At 64.1% G+C, this 23,033-nt stretch carries 19 protein-coding genes; 10 read left to right on the top strand and 9 right to left on the bottom strand.

Features of this window, described 5'->3' with window-relative positions; translation table 11 throughout:
* Positions 1 to 11 precede the first annotated feature (11 nt).
* On the top strand, positions 12 to 881 hold the full coding sequence (cysW, locus tag I9018_RS01085; protein WP_124345464.1) for a sulfate ABC transporter permease subunit CysW: 870 nt from the start codon (positions 12 to 14) through the stop codon (positions 879 to 881).
* A gap of 3 nt (positions 882 to 884) precedes the next feature.
* Positions 885 to 1,874, top strand: coding sequence for a sulfate ABC transporter ATP-binding protein (locus I9018_RS01090; protein WP_068580058.1), 990 nt, complete (start codon positions 885 to 887; stop codon positions 1,872 to 1,874).
* Between the two features lie 101 nt (positions 1,875 to 1,975).
* Here the strand turns inward: I9018_RS01090 and I9018_RS01095 are convergent, their stop codons facing one another.
* Positions 1,976 to 2,500, bottom strand: coding sequence for an Mpo1-like protein (locus I9018_RS01095; protein ID WP_068580061.1), 525 nt, complete (start codon positions 2,498 to 2,500; stop codon positions 1,976 to 1,978).
* Between the two features lie 101 nt (positions 2,501 to 2,601).
* Here I9018_RS01095 and I9018_RS01100 point away from each other — a divergent pair, with 101 nt between their 5' ends.
* Complete coding sequence (locus I9018_RS01100; RefSeq protein WP_241108530.1) at positions 2,602 to 3,291, top strand: Crp/Fnr family transcriptional regulator; 690 nt, start codon at positions 2,602 to 2,604, stop codon at positions 3,289 to 3,291.
* A gap of 15 nt (positions 3,292 to 3,306) precedes the next feature.
* On the opposite strand, the gene I9018_RS01105 is transcribed toward I9018_RS01100, so the two are convergent.
* Entirely contained in the window at positions 3,307 to 4,281 is a 975-nt protein-coding gene (locus tag I9018_RS01105) for a transposase (protein ID WP_241107265.1), read from the bottom strand.
* A 326-nt stretch (positions 4,282 to 4,607) separates the two neighbouring features.
* Entirely contained in the window at positions 4,608 to 5,612 is a 1,005-nt protein-coding gene (locus tag I9018_RS01110; protein WP_068580065.1) for an AraC family transcriptional regulator, read from the bottom strand.
* A gap of 100 nt (positions 5,613 to 5,712) precedes the next feature.
* Here I9018_RS01110 and I9018_RS01115 point away from each other — a divergent pair, with 100 nt between their 5' ends.
* Positions 5,713 to 6,786 carry a fatty acid desaturase gene (locus I9018_RS01115; RefSeq protein ID WP_241108531.1) on the top strand — a complete coding sequence of 358 codons (1,074 nt, stop codon included), beginning with the start codon at positions 5,713 to 5,715 and terminating at the stop codon, positions 6,784 to 6,786.
* 95 nt (positions 6,787 to 6,881) lie between these two features.
* Here I9018_RS01115 and I9018_RS01120 read toward each other — a convergent pair whose 3' ends face one another.
* From I9018_RS01120 to I9018_RS01130, 3 genes are read right to left on the bottom strand one after another with little or no spacing between them, the layout of a single operon-like run.
* Positions 6,882 to 8,492 (bottom strand): arylsulfatase, encoded by a 1,611-nt coding sequence (locus I9018_RS01120; protein WP_241108532.1) that lies wholly within the window; start codon positions 8,490 to 8,492, stop codon positions 6,882 to 6,884.
* 14 nt (positions 8,493 to 8,506) lie between these two features.
* Positions 8,507 to 9,322 (bottom strand): ABC transporter ATP-binding protein, encoded by an 816-nt coding sequence (locus I9018_RS01125; protein ID WP_241108533.1) that lies wholly within the window; start codon positions 9,320 to 9,322, stop codon positions 8,507 to 8,509.
* Positions 9,319 to 10,911, bottom strand: a complete 1,593-nt coding sequence (locus I9018_RS01130) for an ABC transporter permease subunit (RefSeq protein WP_241108534.1) — start codon at positions 10,909 to 10,911, stop codon at positions 9,319 to 9,321. Before I9018_RS01130 ends, I9018_RS01125 begins: the two co-directional genes overlap by 4 nt.
* Before the next feature lie 336 nt (positions 10,912 to 11,247).
* On the opposite strand from I9018_RS01130, the gene I9018_RS01135 reads away from it, so the two are divergent.
* Positions 11,248 to 12,270: an ABC transporter substrate-binding protein gene (locus tag I9018_RS01135; RefSeq protein WP_241108535.1), complete on the top strand. Its 1,023-nt coding sequence runs from the start codon at positions 11,248 to 11,250 to the stop codon at positions 12,268 to 12,270.
* A gap of 34 nt (positions 12,271 to 12,304) precedes the next feature.
* Here I9018_RS01135 and I9018_RS01140 read toward each other — a convergent pair whose 3' ends face one another.
* Positions 12,305 to 13,225 (bottom strand): LysR family transcriptional regulator, encoded by a 921-nt coding sequence (locus I9018_RS01140; RefSeq protein WP_241108536.1) that lies wholly within the window; start codon positions 13,223 to 13,225, stop codon positions 12,305 to 12,307.
* 184 nt (positions 13,226 to 13,409) lie between these two features.
* Between I9018_RS01140 and I9018_RS01145 the strand changes: the two genes are divergently transcribed.
* Positions 13,410 to 14,315, top strand: coding sequence for a TauD/TfdA family dioxygenase (locus I9018_RS01145; RefSeq protein ID WP_241108537.1), 906 nt, complete (start codon positions 13,410 to 13,412; stop codon positions 14,313 to 14,315).
* Between the two features lie 197 nt (positions 14,316 to 14,512).
* Here the strand turns inward: I9018_RS01145 and I9018_RS01150 are convergent, their stop codons facing one another.
* The gene (locus I9018_RS01150; protein ID WP_241108538.1) at positions 14,513 to 16,129 is read right to left on the bottom strand and encodes an alkaline phosphatase family protein; all 1,617 of its coding nucleotides are present in this window, start codon (positions 16,127 to 16,129) and stop codon (positions 14,513 to 14,515) included.
* A gap of 285 nt (positions 16,130 to 16,414) precedes the next feature.
* Between I9018_RS01150 and I9018_RS01155 the strand changes: the two genes are divergently transcribed.
* Both I9018_RS01155 and I9018_RS01160 read left to right on the top strand, forming a co-directional pair.
* On the top strand, positions 16,415 to 17,503 hold the full coding sequence (locus I9018_RS01155; RefSeq protein WP_241108539.1) for an AAA family ATPase: 1,089 nt from the start codon (positions 16,415 to 16,417) through the stop codon (positions 17,501 to 17,503).
* 5 nt (positions 17,504 to 17,508) lie between these two features.
* A complete protein-coding gene (locus I9018_RS01160; protein ID WP_031321548.1) occupies positions 17,509 to 18,006 on the top strand; it encodes a hypothetical protein in 498 nt (165 codons plus the stop codon).
* 115 nt (positions 18,007 to 18,121) lie between these two features.
* Here the strand turns inward: I9018_RS01160 and I9018_RS01165 are convergent, their stop codons facing one another.
* Positions 18,122 to 19,066 (bottom strand): LysR family transcriptional regulator, encoded by a 945-nt coding sequence (locus I9018_RS01165; protein ID WP_241108540.1) that lies wholly within the window; start codon positions 19,064 to 19,066, stop codon positions 18,122 to 18,124.
* A 153-nt stretch (positions 19,067 to 19,219) separates the two neighbouring features.
* Between I9018_RS01165 and I9018_RS01170 the strand changes: the two genes are divergently transcribed.
* Positions 19,220 to 21,592, top strand: coding sequence for a TonB-dependent receptor (locus tag I9018_RS01170; protein ID WP_241108541.1), 2,373 nt, complete (start codon positions 19,220 to 19,222; stop codon positions 21,590 to 21,592).
* Between the two features lie 64 nt (positions 21,593 to 21,656).
* On the top strand, positions 21,657 to 22,997 hold the full coding sequence (locus I9018_RS01175) for an aryl-sulfate sulfotransferase (RefSeq protein WP_241108542.1): 1,341 nt from the start codon (positions 21,657 to 21,659) through the stop codon (positions 22,995 to 22,997).
* The last annotated feature ends 36 nt before the right edge of the window (positions 22,998 to 23,033 follow it).

Genomic DNA, 23,033 nt, shown 5'->3' on the forward strand with positions numbered 1-23,033 from the left:
AGGCGCGAACCATGTCCCAATCGTCCATCGCCGCCTCGTCGGCCAACGCCGCCCGCCGTGGCAACGCCACTTCGCGGCGGGTATTGATTGGCCTGGGCTGGCTGATCTTTGCCCTGTTCCTGCTACTGCCGCTGTTCATCGTCGTGTCCCAGGGGCTCAAGCTTGGCCTGGGTGCATTCTTCGACGCGATCTTCGAGCCCGACGCCCTGTCGGCCCTCAAGCTCACGGTGATCGCGGTGCTGATCTCGGTGCCGCTGAACCTGGTGTTCGGCGTCTGCGCTGCCTGGTGCGTGAGCAAGTACTCGTTCCGTGGCAAGAGCATCCTGGTGACCCTGATCGACCTGCCGTTCTCGGTGTCGCCAGTGATCGCCGGCCTGGTCTACGTGCTGATGTTCGGCGCCCAGGGGCTGTTCGGCCCGTGGCTGTCGGATCACGACATCCAGATCGTGTTCGCCCTGCCGGGCATCGTCCTGGCCACCATCTTCGTCACCGTACCCTTCGTCGCCCGCGAGCTGATCCCGCTGATGCAGGAGCAGGGCACCCAGGAAGAAGAGGCCGCGCGCCTGCTGGGGGCCAACGGCTGGCAGATGTTCTGGCACGTCACCGTACCCAACATCAAATGGGGCCTGATCTACGGCGTGGTGCTCTGCACCGCCCGGGCCATGGGCGAGTTCGGCGCGGTGTCGGTGGTCTCCGGGCACATTCGCGGGGTCACCAACACCCTGCCGCTGCACGTGGAGATCCTCTACAACGAGTACAACCACGTCGCCGCCTTTGCCGTGGCCAGCCTGTTGCTGATCCTTGCGTTGTTCATCCTGCTGCTCAAGCAGTGGAGCGAATCCCGAATCAACCGCCTGCGCGCCAGCGCCGCGGAGGAATAAGACATGTCGATCGAAGTCCGTAACGTCAGCAAGAACTTCAACGCCTTCAAGGCCCTGAACAGCATCAACCTGGATATCCACAGCGGTGAGCTGGTGGCGCTGCTCGGCCCTTCGGGCTGCGGCAAGACCACCCTGCTGCGGATCATCGCCGGCCTGGAGACGCCCGATGCCGGCAACATCGTGTTCCACGGCGAGGACGTCTCCGGCCACGATGTGCGCGATCGCAACGTCGGGTTCGTGTTCCAGCACTACGCGTTGTTCCGCCACATGAGCGTGTTCGACAACGTCGCCTTCGGCCTGCGCATGAAGCCCAAGAACCAGCGCCCCAGCGAAAGCCGGATCGCCGAGAAGGTCCATGAACTGCTGAACATGGTGCAGCTGGACTGGCTCTCCGATCGCTATCCGGAGCAGCTCTCCGGCGGCCAGCGCCAGCGTATCGCCTTGGCCCGGGCCCTGGCGGTGGAGCCCAAGGTGCTGTTGCTGGACGAGCCCTTCGGCGCGCTGGACGCCAAGGTGCGCAAGGAGCTGCGTCGCTGGCTGGCGCGGCTGCACGAGGACATCAACCTGACCTCGGTGTTCGTCACCCACGACCAGGAAGAGGCCATGGAAGTGGCCGATCGCATCGTGGTGATGAACAAGGGCGTGATCGAGCAGATCGGCTCACCTGGCGAGGTCTATGAGAATCCGGCCAGCGATTTCGTCTATCACTTCCTCGGCGACTCCAACCGCCTGCACCTGGGAGAGGACGAGCATGTGCTGTTCCGGCCCCATGAAGTGTCGCTGTCGCGTTCGGAACTGGAAGATCACCATGCCGCCCAGGTCCGTGATATCCGCCCACTGGGCGCCACCACCCGGGTGACCCTCAAGGTCGAGGGCCAGAGTGAACTGATCGAAGCCGAAGTGGTGAAGGACCATGACAGCCTGGTGGGCCTGGCCAAGGGCGAGACCCTGTTCTTCAAGCCCAAGGTCTGGCAGAAGGTCGCCAACCTCTAAAAGCCAAAAGCTGCGCGGGCAAGACGGATCGTCGCCCGCTGGCTCCTACAGAAGCACACGATCGGCTTTTTGCAGGAGCGAGGCTTGTCCGCGCTAACGATCTAGATCGCAGCACGCTTCGGATTGGCCCGCACACCCCCCGCCCGTGCCTCGACCTGCTGCTTGAGGTCATGACGCAGCCCGAGCAGGAACGCCAGTTCGGCTACCACGAACAACGGCCCGATGATCAAGCCCGACAGATCATCGACAAAGGCCGGCTTGCGGCCCTCGTAGTAATGGCCGATGAACTGGATCACCCAGCCCAATACGAACAGCCCCAGGCCGCTGCTCAGCCACAGCCCGGTGGCTTGGGCCGCCAGCACTTGCCCGATCCATACCGACAGCCCCATCAACACGCTCATCAGTAACCCCAGGCGCAGCTCCAGGCGCAGGTAGAACACCGCCGAGAACAGGGCCAGCAGCAGCGCTGGCGAGAGCATCAGCCCGGCCACCGGCCAGGCCGGACGGGACAGCAGCACGGCCACGGCGACCACGATCATCGGGATGCCGATGAAGTGGCTGGCGATATTGCGCGGATCGCGGTGATAGGTCGCGTATTGACTGAGATGATCGACGAGGCTTTTCATTGTTGTTCCTCCGTTGGGGTGGCTGGATCATGCCGGACGCCCGATCACGGTTCTGTCGGCTAGGCGACAATCATGGCGATACCCTGGGGAAAACACGGTCCATGGATATGCAGCGATGGCGTGAATGCCTGATGACCGGCCAATGGTTCAGCCACTTGCCGGCCTCTCTACAGGATAGTCTGCTCGACGGTGCCCGCCTGCGGCGGCTGGCGCCGGGGCAGTACCTGTTTCGCCGTGGCGATCCGCCCTGCGGCCTGTATGCGGTGGTCGAAGGCATGGTGCGGGTCGGCGCGGTCAGCGAGCAGGGCAAGGAGGCCTTGCTCAGCCTGGTGGAGGCGCCCCACTGGTTCGGCGAGATCTGCCTGTTCGATGGTCAGCCGCGTACCCACGATGCCTGCGCCGAGGGCACCTGTACCTTGCTCCAGGTACCCCAGGCGAGCTTGGAGCGGCTATTGGACGAACATCCCGCCTACTGGCGCCAGTTCGCCCTGCTGATGAGCCACAAGCTGCGCCTGGCCTTCATCAACCTGGAGCAACTGAGCCTGATGCCGGCCCCGGCGCGGGTGGCCAACCGCCTGCTGGCGATGGCCGCCGGTTATGGCGAAGTGAGCCAGAGCCGGCGCCTGCTGCAACTGCCCCAGGAGCAGCTGGCGCTGATGCTCTCGCTGTCGCGCCAGACCACCAACCAGATCCTCAAGGACCTGCAACACCAGGGCATCCTGCGCCTGAGCTACGGCGAGATCGAGATCCTCGACGCCGAACGCCTGCGCGCCCTCGCCAACTCCGTGTAGATACCGTCTTGCCCGTTACCGGGCAAGCGCCAATTTCGGGTCATAAGGATGACCCGACTTGAGCACGCCAAATACGATGTGCAGCATCTTGCGCATCACTGCACAGACGATCTGCTTGCCCGCTTTACCCTTGGCGCGCAGCCGCTCTTTCATCGCCATGAGGGGCTCACTCATGTTCATGGCGGTGATGCTGGGTAGGTACAACGCTCGGCGGATACGCCCCGAACCAGCCTTGCTGATCAGCGTGCGGCCCTTGAATTTGCCGGATTCGGCCAGCTGCGGATTCAACCCCGCAAACGAGACTACGGCCCGGGCGCTACGAAACTCCTTGAGATCGCCCAGTTCGGCCAGGATCACTGACGCGGTCTTCTCGCCGATACCGTCGATGCTCAACAGCAGATCCCGTTTGCCCCGCAAGTCGGGATCATCGTCGACATGCTGCTTGATCATCTGGCGGGTCTGGACGATGTCTTTTTCGATGTGGCTGATGTGCGACTGGATCGATTCCTGAACCACCGTATCCGCCACTTCCTGGCGATTACGTTCCATCTGCAGCATCTCCTGCAGGTCGTCCAGGCGTCGCAGCAGGACCCGTAGCCGGCGGATCGCCACAGGCTCCGGCGCCCAGGGCGTCAAGGGTGACTCGTGCTTGGCCTGGGCAAAGGCGGCCAGCAACTTGGCGTCCACCTTGTCGGTCTTGTAGTTGATTCCTTCGCTTTTCTTGAAGTAATGGACCCGGGCCGGGTTGACCACGATGACTTTGTAACCCTGGTGGTAGAGGTGCTCTGCCAGGGCTTCGTGATAAACGCTGGTGGCTTCCATGACGACCCTGGCGTCGGGCTGCGCATGCAACTTGAGCCACTGGTCGAGCTGGGCGAAGCCCTCGGCATTGTTGGGAATCTTGCCGCGTGTGCGGTACTTGCCGTTGGGCAGAGGCGTGGCGACATCGAATGTGTTCTTGGCGATATCGATCCCGATGACGTTAGACATATTCTCTTCCTCGTATGCGCGGGTTGAGGATCATCCATCACTCGGTCTCAGCCTTGTTGATGCGAGCTACCGTGCGATGCAGGGCTCAGGATACCGTTCGGACTTAGCGAGTGAGGTTGAAGAGGAGGAGCTCAATCTACAGTGCAGGCTCAAGGCCTTAGCCGCTGCCCGGCTTCATTCCTCTTCCTCGATGATCAGTCGAGAACTATCGCGTGTGTAAACGCGATAGTCGAGATACAAGCCGCTGCCGCAGGCTGCGCACGGCTCGGCACGAGCCGCCATCTGGCGGTGCCTGGTTCCATGCAGGTCAGGGACGGTTCGGGGGATCAGCGCAGGCCGTCGCGAAATTGCCCGGGGGTCATGCCGGTCCAGCGCTTGAAGGCCCGGCTGAAGCTGCTGGCGTCGGCGAATCCCAGCAGGTAGCTGATCTCGCCCAGGGAGCAACCCGGGTCCCGCAGGTGCAGCAGGGCGAGGTTTTCCCGGCATTCGTTGAGCAGGGTGTCGAAGCGCGTGCCTTCGTCCGCCAGGTGCCGTTGCAGGCTGCGCAAACTCAGGTGCAGGGCCTGGGCCACCCGCTCGGCGGACGGCTCGCCATCGGGCAGTTGGGTCTCGATCACCTCGCGCACCTTGCGCTCCCAGGTCAGAGGTCGCAACTGTGCCAGGGCGCGCTTGAGCACCTCCTCGTTATGTTCGGCCAGCTCCGGATTGGCGTCGTCCAGGTGGCTCTCGAAATCCTGCACGCGAAACTCCAGGCAATCTTCACTGGCCGCGAAATGCACTGGGCAGCGGAACACCCGGTGCCACTGGCTGGGGTCCTTGGGCTCCGGACGCCGCAGGTGCACGGCCATGGGCGCATAGTCGCGCCCCAGGCGACTACGGCAGGTGCGTACATGGATCGCGGCAAACGCATCGATGGCCTCGAACGCCGGCTGCTGGGCGCCTTCGGGCATCTTCAGGACGAACCGGTAGCGATCCGCTTCGCGGATCAACTGCGGGACCAGGGCATCGCTGACCACCTGATGATAGCGCAGGATGCGTTCGAACACTTCCCGCAGGCTGCCGCTGGCCACCAGGGCATACCCCAGGGCGTGGAAAGTGGTAGGGCTGACGAAGCGCGACACCCGCAAGCCAATGGCCGGATCGCCACTGGCCTGGACCGCCAGCTGCCACAGACGAGTGGTTGCCGACAGTGGGTAGCGCGCGTTGGGATTGTCCATCAATTGGGGGTCAAGCCCGGCCTCTCGGCACAATGCGCCGCTATCCAGGTCAAGGGCATCCAGCTGCTTGCGCAGGGCGCGGGTCCAGCTGGCGAGAGAGGTGGCTTCGGTCATGCGTTTGGCGCGTCCGGTCAACAGGTTGGCGTTTACGGCTAGCGCCCGGGGCCAGGGCCCGGGGCAGGATGCACACATCACTGACCCAGAGGATGGAATCATGCAGGGTATTTCCGCAAGCCCCGAACGGATGAACGCGCAACAGCGAGCCGCTCACATTCGCGAGGTTGTCATGGGCCGGGGGGACGAACTGCGCAGGCGCTACCCGGTGTTGCGTCACCAGGATGCCCTGGGTGCCGCAATCCTGGCCTTCGCCCTGGCCGGCATGGTCGGTTCGGCAGCGCTCTATCTCAATGGTCAGCTGGCCTGGTGGGCCTGCCTGCTGCTCAATGCGTTCTTCGCTTCGCTGACCCACGAGCTGGAGCACGACCTGATCCACAGCATGTACTTTCGCAAGCAGCGGTTGCCCCACAACCTGATGATGGGGTTGGTCTGGCTGGCCCGGCCGAGCACCATCAACCCCTGGATACGCCGCCACCTGCACCTGAACCACCACAAGGTCTCGGGCTCCGCGGGCGATGTCGAAGAACGTGGCATCACCAACGGCGAGCCTTGGGGCGTCGTACGGTTGCTGATGGTGGGCGACAACATGGTCTCGGCCTTCGTCCATACGCTCCACACGTCCGGCTGGAAGGCCAAGCTCAAGCGCTTTGCCCGCCTGATGGCGGCCTATGCCCCACTGGCACAGCTGCACTGGGGCGCCTGGTACGTGTTTCTCGGCTTCCATGGGGCCAACGGCGTCGCTGCGCTGCTGGGCACTTCCATCGAGTGGTCGGCCAGCACCCTGGCGCTGATGCAGGTGATCGACATCGCCGTGGTGGTGATCGTCGGCCCGAACGTGCTGCGTACCTTCTGCCTGCACTTCGTCAGCTCCAACATGCACTACTACGGCGATGTCGAGCCGGGCAACGTGATCCAGCAGACCCAGGTGCTCAACCCTTGGTGGATGTGGCCGTTGCAAGCGTTCTGCTTCAACTTCGGCAGTACCCACGGCATCCACCACTTCGTGGTCAAGGAGCCCTTCTACATCCGCCAGATGTCCGCGCCGGTGGCCCACCGGGTGATGGCGCAGATGGGCGTGCGTTTCAACGACCTGGGCACCTTCGGCCGGGCCAATCGCTTCGCCGCCAAGGAGCAGGCGGCGACGGAGGCGGTGCAGGGGGTGAAGGCTTGAGGTGTGTTGGTTGAGGGCCAATCACGGGCAAGCCTCGCACCTACCCACTGGCGTAGGAGCGAGGCTTGCCCGCGATGGCGATTGCCCGGCCGCGATCAATCCGGCTGGAACGGCGACTCGCTGAGGATCACCCCGGTCTCGTCCACGTAGCGCTGCCATTCCTGCAACAGGATTTGCAGCTTTTGCGGGTGGCTGCCGGCCAGGTCGTGGATCTCCCCCGGGTCGCGCCCAAGGTCGTACAACTGCCAGGTGGCCGGGCCCACGGGGCCTGGAATGTACACCGCCTTCCATTGCCCCTGGCGGATCGCCCGGCGGCCGAACAGCTCCCAGCCGGTGACCGTGTGCTCGTCATGCACCTGCGCCGTCTCGCCGGACAGGAACCCCAGCCAGGACTTGCCCCGTAGCGGTGCGATATCGCGCCCGCGCCAGCGCTTGCCCGGATGGCGCACGCCGGCCAGGTCCAGCAGGGTTGGGGTGATGTCCATCACCGTGCCGAAGCCATGGCTGACCTGTCCCTTGAGCGGCAACTGCGGGTAATGCAGCAACGCCGGCACGCGAATCCCGCCCTGGGTGGTGAAGGCCTTGAACAGCCGCGACGGCGCGGTGGCGGCCTGAGCCCAGGCCGGTCCGTACCAGACATAGGAATTGGCCCGGCCGATGTTCTGAAGGCGGTTGTCGTAGTGCTGGTCCAGGTAGCTCAACAGCTGCGGGCCGAACTTGGGGAAAGCCTCCAGCAGCGCCCCTTCGGCCCCGTTGTCGGACATGAACAGGATCAGCGTGTTGTCCAGCTGGCCCTGCTGGCGCAGGTAATCCACCACCCGGCCGATGTTCCAGTCCATGCGTTCCACCATCGCCGCATACACCTCCATGGCCCGGGCCGAGCGCTGGCGCTGGTCATCGCTGAGGGCGGCCCACTCGGCGTCCAGGCCGATCAGCGGATGCGGCTCGACCTGGGCGTCCACCAGCCCCAGGGCCTTGAGCTTCTCCAGCCGTTCCAGGCGCAGGGCCTCGGGGCCGGCGTCGTAGCGCCCGCGGTACTTGGCGACGATCTCTTCAGGGGCCTGCAACGGCCAATGGGGGGCCGAGAACGGCAGGTAGGCGAAGAACGGTCGGCTCTGGTCGCGCTCCTTGAGGTACTGCAAGAGCTTGTCGCCGAAGGCATCGGAGGAATAGAACCCCTGGGGCAGAGCGTCGAGGAAGCGATCGTCCTCGATGTACAGCGCCGGGGTGGACTTGAGCAGGCCCGGAGTGTGCTCGTCGTAGGTGGGTTCGAAACCATAGTGGTTGGCCGCCCCGGGCAACAACGCGAAAGAGCGCTCGAAGCCCCGGGCGTGGGGCGCGCGGTCCACGGTCAGCCCCAGGTGCCACTTGCCGCTCATCAGGGTCTGGTAGCCGGCTTCGCGCAGCAGTTCGGGCAGGGCCGCTACCCGGTCGTTGAGGTGGCCCTCGTAACCCGGCTTGCCGATCAGTTCCGGGGTCAGGGCCTCGGCCATGGTGCCGATCCCGGCGATATGGTGGTCGGTACCGGTGAGCAGCATGGAGCGGGTCGGCGAGCAGGTCGGGGCGGTATGGAAATCAGTCAGGCGCAGGCCGTTGAAGGCCAGGGCATCGAGGTTCGGCGTGGCGATCTCGCCCCCGAAGGCGCCGATGTCGGAAAAGCCCAGGTCGTCGGCCAGGATCACCAGGAAGTTGGGACGTTGCGGCATCGAGTCACTCCTGTTCAGCAAGCAATGAAGGTCAAGGGCAGGTCGCTGATCCGTACCGGTGGCAGGGCCTGGTAGTGATCGTCGCTGGTCAGTTCGTGCAGCAGCTCCTCGCGCAGCTGATGGAAGTCGAAGCTGCTGCGCTGGCGCGGATGGGGCAGGGCCACCTCGACCACGCGCTTGATCCGCCCCGGGCGTGGCTCCATCACCACCACCCGGTCGGCGAGGAAGATCGCTTCCTCGACATCGTGGGTCACCAGCACCGTGGTGATCCGTGCCCGCTCGCGGATCGCCAGCAGCTCGTCCTGCATCTGCTGGCGGGTCAGCGCGTCGAGGGCGCCGAAGGGTTCGTCCAGCAACAGGATGCGCGGGCTGGCCACCAGCCCCCGGGCGATGGCCACCCGCTGTGCCATGCCGCCGGACAACTGGTGCGGGTAGGCCTTGGCGAAGTCCTTGAGGCCCACCAGCTCGATGAACTCGGCGATGCGCCGTTGGCGCTCGGCGGTGCCCAGCGGTTCGTTGACCAGGCCCAGGCCGATGTTCTCGGCCACGCTCAGCCAGGGGAACAACCGGTGCTCCTGGAACACGATGCCGCGTTCGCTGCCGATGCCACTGACGGCCTTGCCGTCGACGCGTATCTGGCCACGGAACTCGGTGTCCAGGCCGATCAGCAGGCGCAACAGGGTGGACTTGCCACAGCCGCTGGAGCCGACGATGGCGACGAATTCGCCCTCGGCAATGTCCAGGTTGAATTCGCGGATTGCCTCCAGTTCGCCACCGGCGACAGGAAAGCTCTTGCCCACGTGATTGAAGCTGACCAGAGGTGCGTTCATGCGTGTCTCCAACGGGTGGCGTGGCGTTCCAGCCATTGCCCAAGGAAGTTGATAAGGGCGCCGGTCAGGCCCACCAGCAGCATCCCGGCCATGATCAGGTCCATGCGCAGCAGCTGCTGGGCGCTGATCATCTGGCTGCCGATCCCTCCGTCGGACGGCATGAAGTACTCGGCGCCGATGGTGCCCAGCCAGGCGTAGATCAGGCTCACCCGCAGGCCGGCGAAGATCCCCGGCGCGGCCCCGGGCAACACCAGGCGCCGCAGGCGCTGCCAGAGACCCAGGCGCAACACCTGGGCCGCCTCCGCCAGTTGTGGCGAGAGCTGGGCGACGCTGCGCTGGGTGGCGATGAACAGTGGGAAGAAGGCGGCCAGGGCGACGAAGACCCACTTGGCCAGTTCACCCAGGCCGAACCAGGCGGTAAGCAACGGCACCCAGGCGAAGATGGCGATCTGGCGCAGGGCGGCCAGGGTCGGCCCCAGCAGGCGCTCGCTCAGGCGCGACAGGCCCAGCAGCAGTCCCAGCCCCAGGCCCAGGCTGCCGCCCAGCAACAGGCCGGTGAGGGTACGTCCCAGGCTCAGGCCCAGGCCGCCCAGCAGGCTGCCATCGACCAGGCCGTCGAAGGTAGTGGCCAGCACCACCAGGGGGCTGGGCAGGATGTTGGCGTCCAGCCACTGGCGTTCGCTCGCCAGTTGCCACAGGGCCAGCAGCGCCAGGGGCAGCAGCCAGGGTTGCAGGCGCTGCCAGCCCTGGTAGCGCGGGCCACGGCGAAACTCGGCGGTAGCCGGGTGCGGCCAGTACACCAGCTTGCGGTCCAGCCAGCCGATGCCGCGATCCATGGCCATGCCCAGCACACCGATCACCAGGATGCAGACGAAGACGATATCCAGCATGAACAGCTGCCTGGCCCAGACCATCAGGTAGCCTATGCCTTCGCTGGAGGCCAGCAACTCCACCGCCAGCAACGAGGTCCAGCCGGTGGCCAGGGCCAGGCGCACGCCCGCCATGAAGGCCGGCAGCGCAGCGGGCAGCACCAGGCGCCGCAGCAGCAGGATCGGTGGCAGGCGCAGTACGGCGGCGGCTTCGCGCAGCCGCGGTTGCGCGTCGCGCACGCCCACCAGGGTATGCAGGGTCACCGGGACCACCACCGCCTTGAGCAGTACCACCAGCTTGAGCAGTTCGCCGATGCCGAAAAACACCATGAACAGCGGTACCCAGGCCAGGGTCGGGATCTGTGCCAGGGCACCGAAGGTGGGAAACACCAGGCGCTCCAGGCGGCGGCTGAAGCCCATGGCGCCACCCAGCAGGGCGCCGGTGCCGATCCCGACCAGCAGGCCCCAGCCCAGCCGTTGCAGGCTGATCGCCAGGTGGCTCCAGAGTTCGCCGGCGGCCAGTTCCCGGGCGCTGTTCCAGACCAGCTCCGGGGCCGGCAGGATCTGCTCGCTCATCCATTGGTTGCGGCTGGCCAGCCACCACAGGCCGAACAACCCCAATGGCAGCAACCAGGGCAGCAGGCGCTTGGCCGCCGGCCAATTTTGGCGCGGGCCGGAGGGTGCCCACAGGGGCAGGCTGAGCAAAGAAACACGGGCCATGGGTGACCTCCGTCGTCGGGTGCGGCATGGCATGGGGCGGGCCACGTCCTGGCGTGGCGGAACCGATCGCTCCTACAATATGCATTTGTGTTCTATTAAAAATCACATCAATGCTATTGAGCGATAAGAGAGGCCATTTAAGGCTTCCCGTCGTCACGCATCCAATGCATTTGGAGAATATTTTCCATGCATTTTCCGCATGTTCGCGGGGGAGCCCCGTACTGACTGATTTATTTCTTTCGGTTATTAAAATGTGAATTTTTAGTATTTAAATGCCTTGCCCTGCTGGGCCTACCTTGGGCTCCTCAACGCCTTTGCCCTCCAGGAGCCGTCCCCATGAACCTTCCCTTCAAACGTGTGATCAGCCTGTTGGCCGCGCCGGCCCTGGCCGGGCTGCTGGGCTACCTGCCGCTGCTGGCCCAGGCTGGCGAACTCAAGGAAATCCGCATCGCCGTGCCCGACCTCAGCGCCGGTACCCAGCACAGCTCCGGCGGGGTGGTGGATGTGCTGCGCCACCAGCAGATCCTGGAGAAGGCCTTCGCCGACCAGGGCATCAAGATCCAGTGGAATTTCTTCAAGGGTGCAGGGCCGGTGATCAACGAAGCCTTCGCCAATGGCCAGGTGGACCTGGCCTACCTTGGCGACCTGGCGGCCATCATCGGCAAGTCCAATGGCCTGGATACCCGCCTGCTCAGTGCCACGGCCCGTGGGGTCAAGCATTACCTGGGCGTTGCGCCGGGGTCGGGGATCAAGACCCTGGAAGACCTCAAGGGCAAGCGCGTGGCGGTGTTCCGTGGCACCGCCACCCAGTTGTCCTTCGATGCGGCCCTGGCCAGCCGGGGCCTGAGCGAAAAGGACCTGAAGGTGGTCAACCTCGACTTCAATGCCGCCGTGGCGGCCCTGGCGGCCAAGCAAATCGACGCCTCCTGGGGCAGCACCGGGCTGTCTGCCCTGCGCAGCAAAGGCCTGGCCGAACTGCCCCTGAGTACCAAGGACCTGGGCGATGCCGGCAGTGTGCAGGCGGTGCTGGTAGGGGCGGGCAAGTTCGTCGACGAGCATCCCGAAGCGGTGGAAAAACTGCTCAAGGCCCAGCAGCAGGCGGTGCAATGGTTGACCCAGGACAGCAATAAGGAGGCCTATATCCAGCTGGTGTCGGGGCTGGCCAGTTATCCACCGGTGATTCTCCAGGATGACCTCAAGGACCAGCGCCTGAGCGAGATCTTCCCCTCGACCCTGGACCCGGTGTTTCTCGGCCGGTTGCAGGATGCCGTGGACCTGGCGGCCAAGGAGCGGCTGATCCGCAAGCCGTTCAAGGTCAGCGAATGGGTCGCCCCACAACTGGCCGCCGCCGGCCTGTAGCGCCCGGTCGCTGCCGCGCGCTGCTCGTCAGCGGCTACAGGGCGATGGCGACTTGCTGCTGGTCCACGCTCACCAGCACTTCGATCATCTTGCGGGCCGCTGGCGACAGGCGAAAACCACTGCGGCTGACGATGCCGCAGCGGGCGTTCAGGCTGTCGATGTTCTGCGGCAGGTTGCGCCAGTGCAGCAGGGTCAGCGAACCCTGGGCGATATCCTCGGCGAACGCCTCGGCGGTGCCCACGCCAATGGCATTGGACTGGCGGACGATCTTCACCAGCGCCGGGAAATGCTCGGTCTCGATGGTCGGCGAAAAGTCGATGCGCCCGCTCAGGTTGGCCAGCAACTTGCGAATGCCCGGCGGGATCAGGGTGGTGGCCAGGGGGTAGTCGAACATGTCGTTGGTGGACAGGCTTTCCTTGGCCAGCAACGGATGCCCGGGACGGCAGAAGAACACCCCGCGCTTGGGCGTCAGGGCCTGGGTCTGGTAGTTGGGATCGGCCTCGAAGTGGCGGATGTCGGCGATGAAGAACTCGATCTCCTCGCGGTTGAGGCTGCGGCTGAGTTTTTCCCAGTTATCCACGGCGAAGCAGGTACGCACCCGCGGGTGGGCGCTGGTGAACTGCGCCACGGCGTCGGGCACCAGCTTCACCGCGGGCGCCGGGCCGCAGCCGAAGCGCACCTCGCCGGCATCGAGCTTGGTCATCTGGGTCACTTCACTGCTGAGCAGGGCCGCACCCTGCACCAGGCTCAAGGCATGCTGCAGCACCACCTGGCCCTCGGGCGTGGGGCGCAGGTCCTTGTTGCCCCGGTCCACCAGCACGCAGCCGAACTCCTGCTCCAGGCCCTGGATACTGCGGCTGAAGGCCGGCTGGGTGATGCCCATGGCATCGGCGGCGCGGACAAAACTGCGGTGCTCGTTGAGGGCGATGAAGTAACGCAATTGGCGAAGATCCATATGCTTTCCCGGCATCCGAAAAATAGCTCGAAGGCATTTGCGACGAGTGAGGAATGAGGTTTTAAATGCAAGCTCTTATTCCGTCAATGAAGCATGTATTTATCTATTAGATCTAAAGTGAATATAGATAGAGCGTTGTTTCACGGCGATTTCAACCATGAGCAGTCCGCTGAGGGTGTCTTCGATGAGTAATGCCGCTTTAGCTGTCAAACCCGTTGTCCAGGCCCTTGAAATCCACCCGGTGGCCGGCCGTATCGGCGCCGAGATCCGTGGCGTGCAACTTTCCGGCGAGCTCGATGCCGCTACCGTGCAGGCCATCGAGCAGGCGCTGGTGCAGTACAAGGTGATCTTCTTCCGTGGCCAGGCCCACCTCGACGACCAGAGCCAGGAAGCCTTCTCCCACCTGCTGGGCGAGCCGGTGGCCCACCCCACCGTGCCGGTGCGCGACGGTACCCGCTACCTGATGGAGCTCGATGGCGCCCAGGGCCAGCGAGCCAACTCCTGGCACACCGACGTGACCTTCGTCGACGCCTACCCCAAGGCCTCGATCCTGCGCTCGGTGGTGGCCCCGGCGTTCGGCGGCGACACCGTGTGGGCCAACACCGCCACCGCCTATAACGAGCTGCCGGAAGAACTGCGGGCCTTGGCGGACCAGCTGTGGGCGGTGCACAGCAACGAGTACGACTATGCCTCGGTCAAGCCCGACGTCTCGGCGGAACGCCTGGAGCGCTACCGCAAGATCTTCACCTCCACGGTGTTCGAGACGGAGCACCCGGTGGTTCGCGTGCATCCCCAGAGCGGCGAGAGGAGCCTGGTGCTGGGGCATTTCGTCAAGCGCATCAAGGGCTATTCCCAGGCCGATTCGGCGCACCTGTTCAACCTGCTGCAAAGCCATGTCACGCGCCTGGAGAACACCGTGCGCTGGCGCTGGAGCGCCGGTGACGTGGCGATCTGGGACAACCGCTCGACCCAGCACTACGCCGTCGACGACTACGGCAGCCAGGACCGCGTCGTGCGTCGGGTGACCCTCAAGGGCGACGTCCCGGTGGGTGTCCAGGGCCAGCGCAGCCAGACCACCAAGGGGGCTTGAACGCCCCCGACGGTTGCAGGTCACCACCAACCCTGCCGCTGCCGAGCTTGCGAGGCTGCGCAGGGCCCGAAGGGTCCTGAAGGCCCCACAGTCGCCGCAGCGGCTTCGGGACGGTGGCGGATTGGCGTTTTTTCGCGGGCAAGTCGGATCGCCGCCCGCTCGCTCCTACGCAAGAACGAGGCGTTCGCCCCCCGCTTTCACCACACGCCGATCTGTACCACCTTCTCCGCCTCCGGCTCGCCGTAGCGGAAACGCTGGCCCCGCAGGTCGATCTCCCCATGGCTGATGGTGGTCCGGCGCTTGAGGCCGCGCAGCCATTCCAGCAGGTAGCCCAGGTGTTCTTCGCGTACCGGCGCATAGGCCGGATCGGCCCCCAGGTCGTGCAGCTCCTGCGGGTCGTTCTGCAGGTCGAACAGCTGCGGGCGAAAACCGTCGTAGGCCAGGTACTTCCAGCGCTCGCTGCGCACCATGGTCATGCGGCAACGGTCGATGGGCTGGCCCAGGCGCTCCCGGGCCGGGGCCTGGAAGGCGTAGTCGTATTCGCTGATGGCGTAGCGGCGCCAGGGTGGCGTGGCGCCATGCAGCAGCGGGATCAGCGAGCGGCCTTCCAGGCGATGCTCGGCACCCGGCAAGCCCAGGGCCTCGAGGAAGGTCGGCAGGGCATCGATGGTTTCCACCAGGCGGGCATCCACCGTGCCCCGGGTGCTGTGCGCCGCTGGCCGTGGATCGCGGACGATCAGCGGCACGCCTACCGCCGGCTCCAGCAGGAATTCCTTTTCCCCCAGGTAGTGATCGCCGAGGAAGTCGCCATGGTCGCTGGTGAAGACGATCAGGGTGTCGTCCCAGCGTCCGCTGCTGTGCAGCACATCGAACAGCCGGCCTAGCTGGTCGTCCACCTGCTTGATCAGGCCCATGTAGGTGGGCACCACGTTGGCGCGCACCTCATCGCGGGAGAAGTTCAGGCTCTCTTCGTGCTGGCGGAAGGCCTGGTACACCGGATGGTCGCTGGCTTCCTGCGGCGCGGCCCGCACCGGCGCCAGTACCTGCTCTGCACCGTAGAGCGCGTGGTAGGGCGCCGGGGCGATATAGGGCCAGTGCGGCTTGATGTAGGACAGGTGCAGGCACCAGGGGCGCTCGCCCTGTTCGTGGATGAAATCGATGGCGCGGTCAGTGGTGTAGACGGTTTCCGAATGCTCTTCGGCGACCCGCGCCGGCAGGTGCGCGTGGCGCATCTTCCAGCCGCTGAGGATCTGCCCCTGCTCGCCGGCCGCGGCGTTGGCCCAGTCATGCCAGGGGTTGCGCCCGGCGTAGCCAAGCTCGCGCAGGTAGTGGGTGTAGGGCGCGGACTCGCGCTTGTCGTCGAACAGCGGGTCGTCGGGGTAGATGCCGTCGTGGCGGAACCAGGGCTCGAAGCCTACTTCGTTCAACTGTTCGGCCTGGGGGCTGTCGGCGGCGATATCCAGCCGCTGCTGGGCATCCAGGTTGGGCGTGGCGTGGGTCTTGCCCACCAGTGCTGTGCGGATGCCGTGGGGGCGCAGGTAGTCGCCCAGGGTCAGTTCCTCAAGCGGCAGGGGCACGGCGTTCCACGCCACCTGGTGGCTGCTGACGTAGCGCCCGGTGTAGGCCGACATCCGCGACGGGCCGCAGATGGTGCCTTGGGTGTAGGCGCGGCTGAAGCGCACCCCGGCGGCGGCCAGGCGGTCGATGTTGGGGGTATGCAGGTGCGGGTGGCCGTAGCACGACAGGTAATCCCGGCGCAGTTGATCGCACATGATGTAGAGCACGTTGCGCACGGGTTGGGGGGTAGGGGACATGGGCTTCACCGATCGAAAGACAGGTGAGGTTTTTCGCCTTCCCCAGGGGATGCCGGCAAGCGCATTTGCCGAATAGTTTTGATGCATGGCTTGCATAGCGCAAGGCATTGGCTCCGTAGGGGTACGAAAGCGTTTTAGCGGCAGGTGTGTGCTGGTTATCAGTGGAGCGTCTGTTAGCAGAGCAAGCTATTATCCCCCGTCATGTTTCTGTGTGATCTCAGCGTCATTCAGACCTTGATAACAAGATTTACCAAGGACGACTCCTGACAGTGTTAACGTCTGCCGGTGGCTATTTTTCAAATCGCCGCCGCTCTTATATTCGAGGAAACCATGCTCAAACGACTCCACATCAAAAACTTCACAGTCTTTGAAGAGGCCGATCTGCAGTTCAGTAAACAGCTGAATGTGATCGTGGGGGAGAATGGCTCGGGAAAGACACATCTGTTGAAGCTGGCGTACGCTGGGCTCGCGACCAGTTCCGAGGAGCGCAACCGGCTGAATGCGGCATCCGTGGAACCGACAAAATCTGTTTTGCAGTTGCGAATGGCCGACAAGCTGGTGGGGGTATTCCGTCCTGAGTCACTAGGAAGACTGGCCCGGCGCAAGCGAGGCCGCGAGCGCTGTGATGTGAAGTTTTTCTTCGATAAGAGTGAATACGATCTGGCTTTCAGTTTCGCCACTAACAGCAAGACCGAAGTCAGTGTCGAACATCTGCCCAAATGTTGGCTCAAGGCAACACCTACGTATTTACCGACTCGTGAGTTGCTGAGCATCTACCCAAACTTTCTCGCGGTTTATGAGAACCACTACCTGGAGTTTGAGGAAACCTGGCGCGACACCTGCAGATTGCTTGGCGGGTTATTGCGTAAGGGGCCGACCGAAGATCGTATTCGCGAGTTGCTCGGCCCTCTGGAAACCGCAATGCAGGGCAGTATTGAACTGGATAAAAACGGGCGTTTTTATCTACGTAACGCCAGCGGCAGAATGGAAATTCCACTGGTAGCCGAGGGCTTGCGAAAGTTGGGCATGCTGGCCCGCCTGATCAGTACGGGGGCCCTGCTGCATCAGGGCTATCTGTTCTGGGACGAACCGGAAGCGAACCTGAACCCGCGTTTGATCAAGCAAGTGGCTAAAACCATCGTTGACTTGAGCGCAAGTGGCATCCAGATCTTTATTGCCACCCACAGCCTGTTTTTACTGCGTGAGCTGGAAATCCTGTTAAGTGAGAAGCCTCAGGAGGCGGCGTTTTTTGGTCTTCACAGCAGTGATGGCGGGATTACCGTGCAACAAGGCGGGAGTTTGGAGGACATCGGCGATATCACCGCTCTTGAAGAAAGCCTGCAACAGTCCGACCGTTATCTGGCATTGGAGTGAAGGGCATGCCGGCGTTGAATGTTGATGGGTTGACCTTTACGTTTCCACTCCATTGGCAAGCCAGTAAGTTTGATGAATGGAGCTTTTATCGAAATCATTTCGTTAAGCAACGCTCGAACATTCAAGCTGTGGATATCCTGGCGCTGTCTCCGAGCCAGGTAGCCTTTCTTATCGAAGTCAAAGACTATCGTCACCCTCTGGCGCTCAAGCCATCAGCATTACCCGAGGCAATTGCCAACAAGGTATTTTGCACTTTGGCCGCTTTGCTACCGGCCCGACTGAATGGTAATACCCCAGCCAATGAACAAGCTTTGAGTCAGGCCGTTCTCAACTGCCGGGAGTTGCACGTGGTGGTACACATCGAACAGCCTGCTGCTCATCAACCTAAAGTCGATTTGGCAGACATCAAGCAAAAACTCAAAAAGCTGTTACGCGCTATTGACCCTCACCTGAAAATTGTCAGCAAGCAAAAGCCGCAGGCAATGGCCTGGACTGTTACCTAGCTTTAATCAGAACATTCGCGACAATCTCGCGGTGTTGGAATTCACTTCCACACCACCTTCAGCAGGTGTCTATCGCCATGCATCTGTGATCCTCGAAGGCCGGTCTTGAGGCGGCTCAGACCGCCAGGTTGTCCAGGTTGCATACTTCCTCGTCCTGCTCATCGATACGCTTGATCTCCTCGATCATCGCCTGGGCCAGCGGCGACAGCCGATACCCGGCGCGGCTGACGATGCCGTAGCGGGTGTAGAGCTCCTCCAGGTCGTCGGCCAACCCCTCGATTTTCAGGCACACCAGCTCGCCCTTGGCCTGGTGCAGGGCATCGCTGTAGGAGCCGACGATGCCGATGGCGTCCGAGCGCAGCACCACCCCCAGCAGGCTGTAGCTGTTCTCGCATTCCACATTGGGCGTGAAGTCCGGCTTGCCACTGAGATCGACAATGACCTTGCGCAGGTTCGGCGGGCGGATGGTCACCGCCAGCGGGTAGCTCATCAGCTCGCTGGCGCTGACGCTGTCGCGCCCGGCCAGGGGGTGGCCGGCACGGCAGCAGAAGTGCCATTTGCGCGGGCGCAGGCGCTGGCTCAGGTAGTCCGGGTCGGCCTCGAAGTGCCGGGTATCGGCGACGAAAAATTCGAACTCCTCACACAGCAGGCGCTTGCCCAGGCTCTGCCAATCCTCCACCTGGAACTGCACCCGGGCCTTGGGGTAGCGCCCGATGAAGCTGCCGATGGCCCGGGGGATCAGCCCGGCCGCCGGTGCCGGGCCGCAGCCGAAGCGCAACTCCCCGGCTTCCAGGCCATTGAACTGGCTGATTTCGTTGGCCATCTGCTGGGCGCCGCTGACCAGCCGCCGCGCGTGTTCCAGCAGCAGTTGGCCCTGCTTGGTCGGCGCCAGGTCCTTGCGCCCACGGTCCACCAACTGGCAGCCGACGCTGTGCTCCAGCGCCTGGATGCTGCGGCTGAAGGCCGATTGCGAGAGGTTCACCGTGGCCGCGGCGGCGACGAAGCTGCGCTGCTCGGCGAGGGCGATGAAGTGGCGGAGCTGGCGCAGGTCGATATGCATTTTTCACATAAAAAATATCGGGGAAATGCATTGGCTATGCATTAGGTCGACTCCTTATAAAGGCAATCTCTTATGCAGTAAATCTTTGTAAAAACATAAATAAATAACTTTAGGGAATATACGAGCTGTATGTTTTCTGACCAGGAGCCGCCCATGAGCCCGTTGTCCATCGCTTCACCCCTCACGCCTCGGCGGCTCAAGCGCCTGCCCCTGGCCCTGCTGCTGGCCGGCAGTGCCGGCTGGAGTGCGAGCTGGGCCGAGGAGGCGCCGGTGCCCCAGGCGAGCCCGGCCAAGAGCAGCGCCAACAAGGCCAAGGCCGATGACGGCCAGTTGCAGACCGTGACCGTGACTGCCCGGCGCCGCGAGGAAAGCTCGCAGAACGTGCCCACGCCCATGAGCGTGATTGGCGGCCAGGCCCTGGAGAGCCAGCGGGTCTATCGCATCCAGGACCTGCAACAGCTGGTGCCCAGCGTCAACGTCGCCTACATGCATGCGCGCCAGTCCAGCGTGTCGATCCGTGGCCTGGGCAACAACCCGGCCAGCGACGGCTTGGAAGGCAGCGTCGGGCTGTACATCGACAACGTCTACCTGGGACGGCCGGGGATGGCGGTGTTCGACCTGATGGACATCGAGCAGCTGGAAGTGCTGCGCGGGCCCCAGGGCACCCTGTTCGGCAAGAACACCACCGCCGGGGTGATCAACATCAGCACCCGCGCGCCGAGCTTCACCCCCGAGCGCAGCATCGAGACCTCCCTGGGCGAGGATGGCTATTTCCAGACCAAGGGCACCCTTTCCGGGCCGCTGACCGATGAGCTGGCCGGGCGGTTCTCGGCCTATCGCACCCGCAGCGATGGCGACATCAAGAACGAGCACGACGGCCATGATCTCAATGGCGGTTCGCGCCAGGGCTTTCGCGGCCAGTTGCTGTACAAGCCCAACGAGAGCTTCAACCTGCGCTGGATCGGCGACTACAACGAAGAGGATTCCAGCGCCGGCACCCGGGTGCTGTACAGCACCGGGCCGACCATCAACGGCAGCAATGTCTATGAGTCGCGCGCGGCGGCAGCGGGGGCGACCCTGGTCAACGGCAGCCATCGCAAGGTCAACCTGGACAACGACCAGCACGTCACGGTGTTCCAGGGCGGCACTTCGCTGGAAGCCAACTGGACCCTGCCCAGCGACTTCACCCTGACCTCGGTCAGCTCCTATCGCTGGTGGAACTTCACCCCGCGCAACGACGATGGCCTCAATGTGCCGGCCACCTACAACGCCGGGGTCTCGGTGGAAGATAAGCAGTGGTCCCAGGAGTTTCGTCTGGCCTCGCCCAGCGGCGGGTTCTTCGACTACGTGCTGGGGGCCTACTACTTCGGCTCGGACCTGGATAACAAGTCCTTCGCCTACTACGGGCCCAAGGCCGATATCTGGAACGGTACGCCCAACGGTGCGTTGAACGACGTCACCAGCATCGGCAAGGGCAAGATCCGCACCGACAGTTTTGCCCTGTTCGCCCAGGGCACCTGGCACCTCACCGAGCGCCTGGATTTCACCGCTGGCCTGCGTGGCACCTACGAGGAAAAAACCGCCTCGGTCGGCCGCAATGCACCCCTGGGCGGTGTCGCGGTCACCGGTGCTGCGGCCAATGCCCGGCGTGGCCGGGCCGGGGCCTATGATTCCGGCGACCTGAACCAGTACAGCACCAGCCCCTCGGGGTTGCTCAACCTGAGCTACCGCTTCAGCGATGACCTGCTGGGCTATGCCACCTTGTCCCACGGCGAGAAATCCGGCGGGGTCAACCTGGCGGTAGGCTCCGCGCCCACGGCCGGCGCCGACTCGTTGCTGATCGGCACCGAGCGCGCCAACAACGCCGAGCTGGGCTTCAAGAGCACCCTGTGGGACCGGCGCCTGCAACTCAACGCCAACCTGTTCTGGACCCAGGTCAACGGCTACCAGACCAACGCCTACGACTATGGCAACCGCGTGCAGTACCTGACCAACGCCGGTTCGGTGCGCTCGCGCGGGGTCGAGGTGGAAAGCACCCTGGTGCCGCTGCGCGGCCTGACCCTGAACCTCAACGGCTCCTATAACGACGTGCGTTACCTGTCCTACAAGGATGCCCCATGCCCGCCGGAGGTCAGCTTGCGTCCCGGGGCGCCGGCGTCCTGCGATCTCACCGGGCACCAGGTGGTGGGTGCTTCGAAATGGATCGCCAACGCCAACGGCGAATACAAGTGGAACCTGGACAACGGCCTGGAGGAGTACGTCACCGCCAGCTATGCCTTCCGCTCCAAGGCCGTGGGCACGGTGGAGGATTCCCAGTACGGGCAGATCCCCAGCTATGCCGTGGTCAACCTCTCCACCGGCTTGCGGGGCAACTACGAGCAGGGCCAGTGGGATGTCTCGCTGTGGCTGAAGAACGCCTTCGACAAGACCTACTACACCACCCTCTGGACCGGCGGCAACGGCGGCTATGAGGGCCTTTTGGGCACGCCGCGAACCCTGGGTGTGACCGGTCGCTACGACTTCTGACATCCGCTTTCGCACCTGGCGCCAGGACTGCCGGCGCCCCTCAACCCGAACAGGAGTGCCTGCCATGCCACGCGCCACAACCCCCTTGGTCTTGTTGACCACCACCTTGCTGGCCGGAGCGCTGCACGCGGCGCCCAGCGTCTACCCCACCGGCGTGACCCGCTACGACCCGGCCAAGGCCTATAACCAGTACGTGATCTTCAGCGGTGCCGACAAGCAGACCCACTTGATCGACATGAACGGCAACGAGGTCAGGAACTGGCCCCAGGCCGGTTTTCCCTCGGCCATCATCGACCCGCAACTGGTAGGCGGCGAGCGCGGCCGGGTGCTGTTGCAACTCAAGGACAAGGACCCCGGCCCGCTCGGCTCGGCGGGCAACGGCCTGGGCAACCAGAGCGTCGGCGAGCTGGACTGGAACGGCAAGCTGGTCTGGCAATGGGGCGACCAGGCCCCCGGCGGCGCGGCCCAGCAGCACCATGACCAGCGCCGGTTGAGCAATGGCAACACCCTGGTGCTGGCCAACAAGGTGCACAAGGTGGCGGGCTTCAAGGTGCCCCAGGTGATCGACGACGTGATCTACGAAGTCAGCCCCGACGGCCAGGTCAAATGGCAGTGGCTGGCCTCCGAGCACCTCAAGGAGTTCGGCTTCACTCCCGCCCAGTTGAAATTAGTGCACGGCACCAGCAACCCGGATTACCTGCACATCAACAACCTCAGCGTGGTGGGCCCCAATCGCTGGTTCGACGCCGGCGACAAACGCTTCGCCCCGGACAACCTGTTGATCGATTCACGCAACGCCAACTTCATCGCCATCATCGACAAGCACAGCGCCAAGGTGGTCTGGCGCCTGGGACCGAACCTGGCGCCGATCGAGCCCAGGAGCGCCGGCAAGCTGCCGCGCCCGGTGGACCAGTTCGTCGGCCAGCACGATGCCCACATCATCCCCGCCGGCCTGCCGGGGGCCGGCAACCTGCTGGTGTTCGACAACCAGGGCACGGCCGGCTACCCCTCGGTGCCCCTGGGGCTGATCGCCGGCTCCCGGGTGCTGGAGATCGATCCGATCAAGCGTGAAATCGTCTGGCAATACAGCGCCGCCAGTTCCAGGCAACCGGGCTGGGCCTTCTACAGCTCGTTCATCAGCAGCGCGCGGCGCCTGCCCAACGGCAACACCCTGATCGACGAGGGCATGAATGGGCGTTTCTTCCAGGTCACCGGCGCCGGCGAGATCGTCTGGGAATACGTCAGCCCCTACCTGGGCAAGGCCCCGGGCAGCGAGGCGGTGAGCAACTGGGTGTATCGCGCGCTGCCGGTGAACTATGACTGGGTGCCGGAGGGCACGCCGCGTTCGCAAACCGCCGTGCAGGCGCCAGAGTTGCAGCTGAAACAGGCCAGCGCCGGGATCTGACCCCGCGAGCTCCCCCTGGCGAAGGCGCTTGCCCGT

The organism is Pseudomonas sp. MPFS (genome assembly GCF_022537035.1).
Classification (GTDB): domain Bacteria; phylum Pseudomonadota; class Gammaproteobacteria; order Pseudomonadales; family Pseudomonadaceae; genus Aquipseudomonas; species Aquipseudomonas sessilinigenes.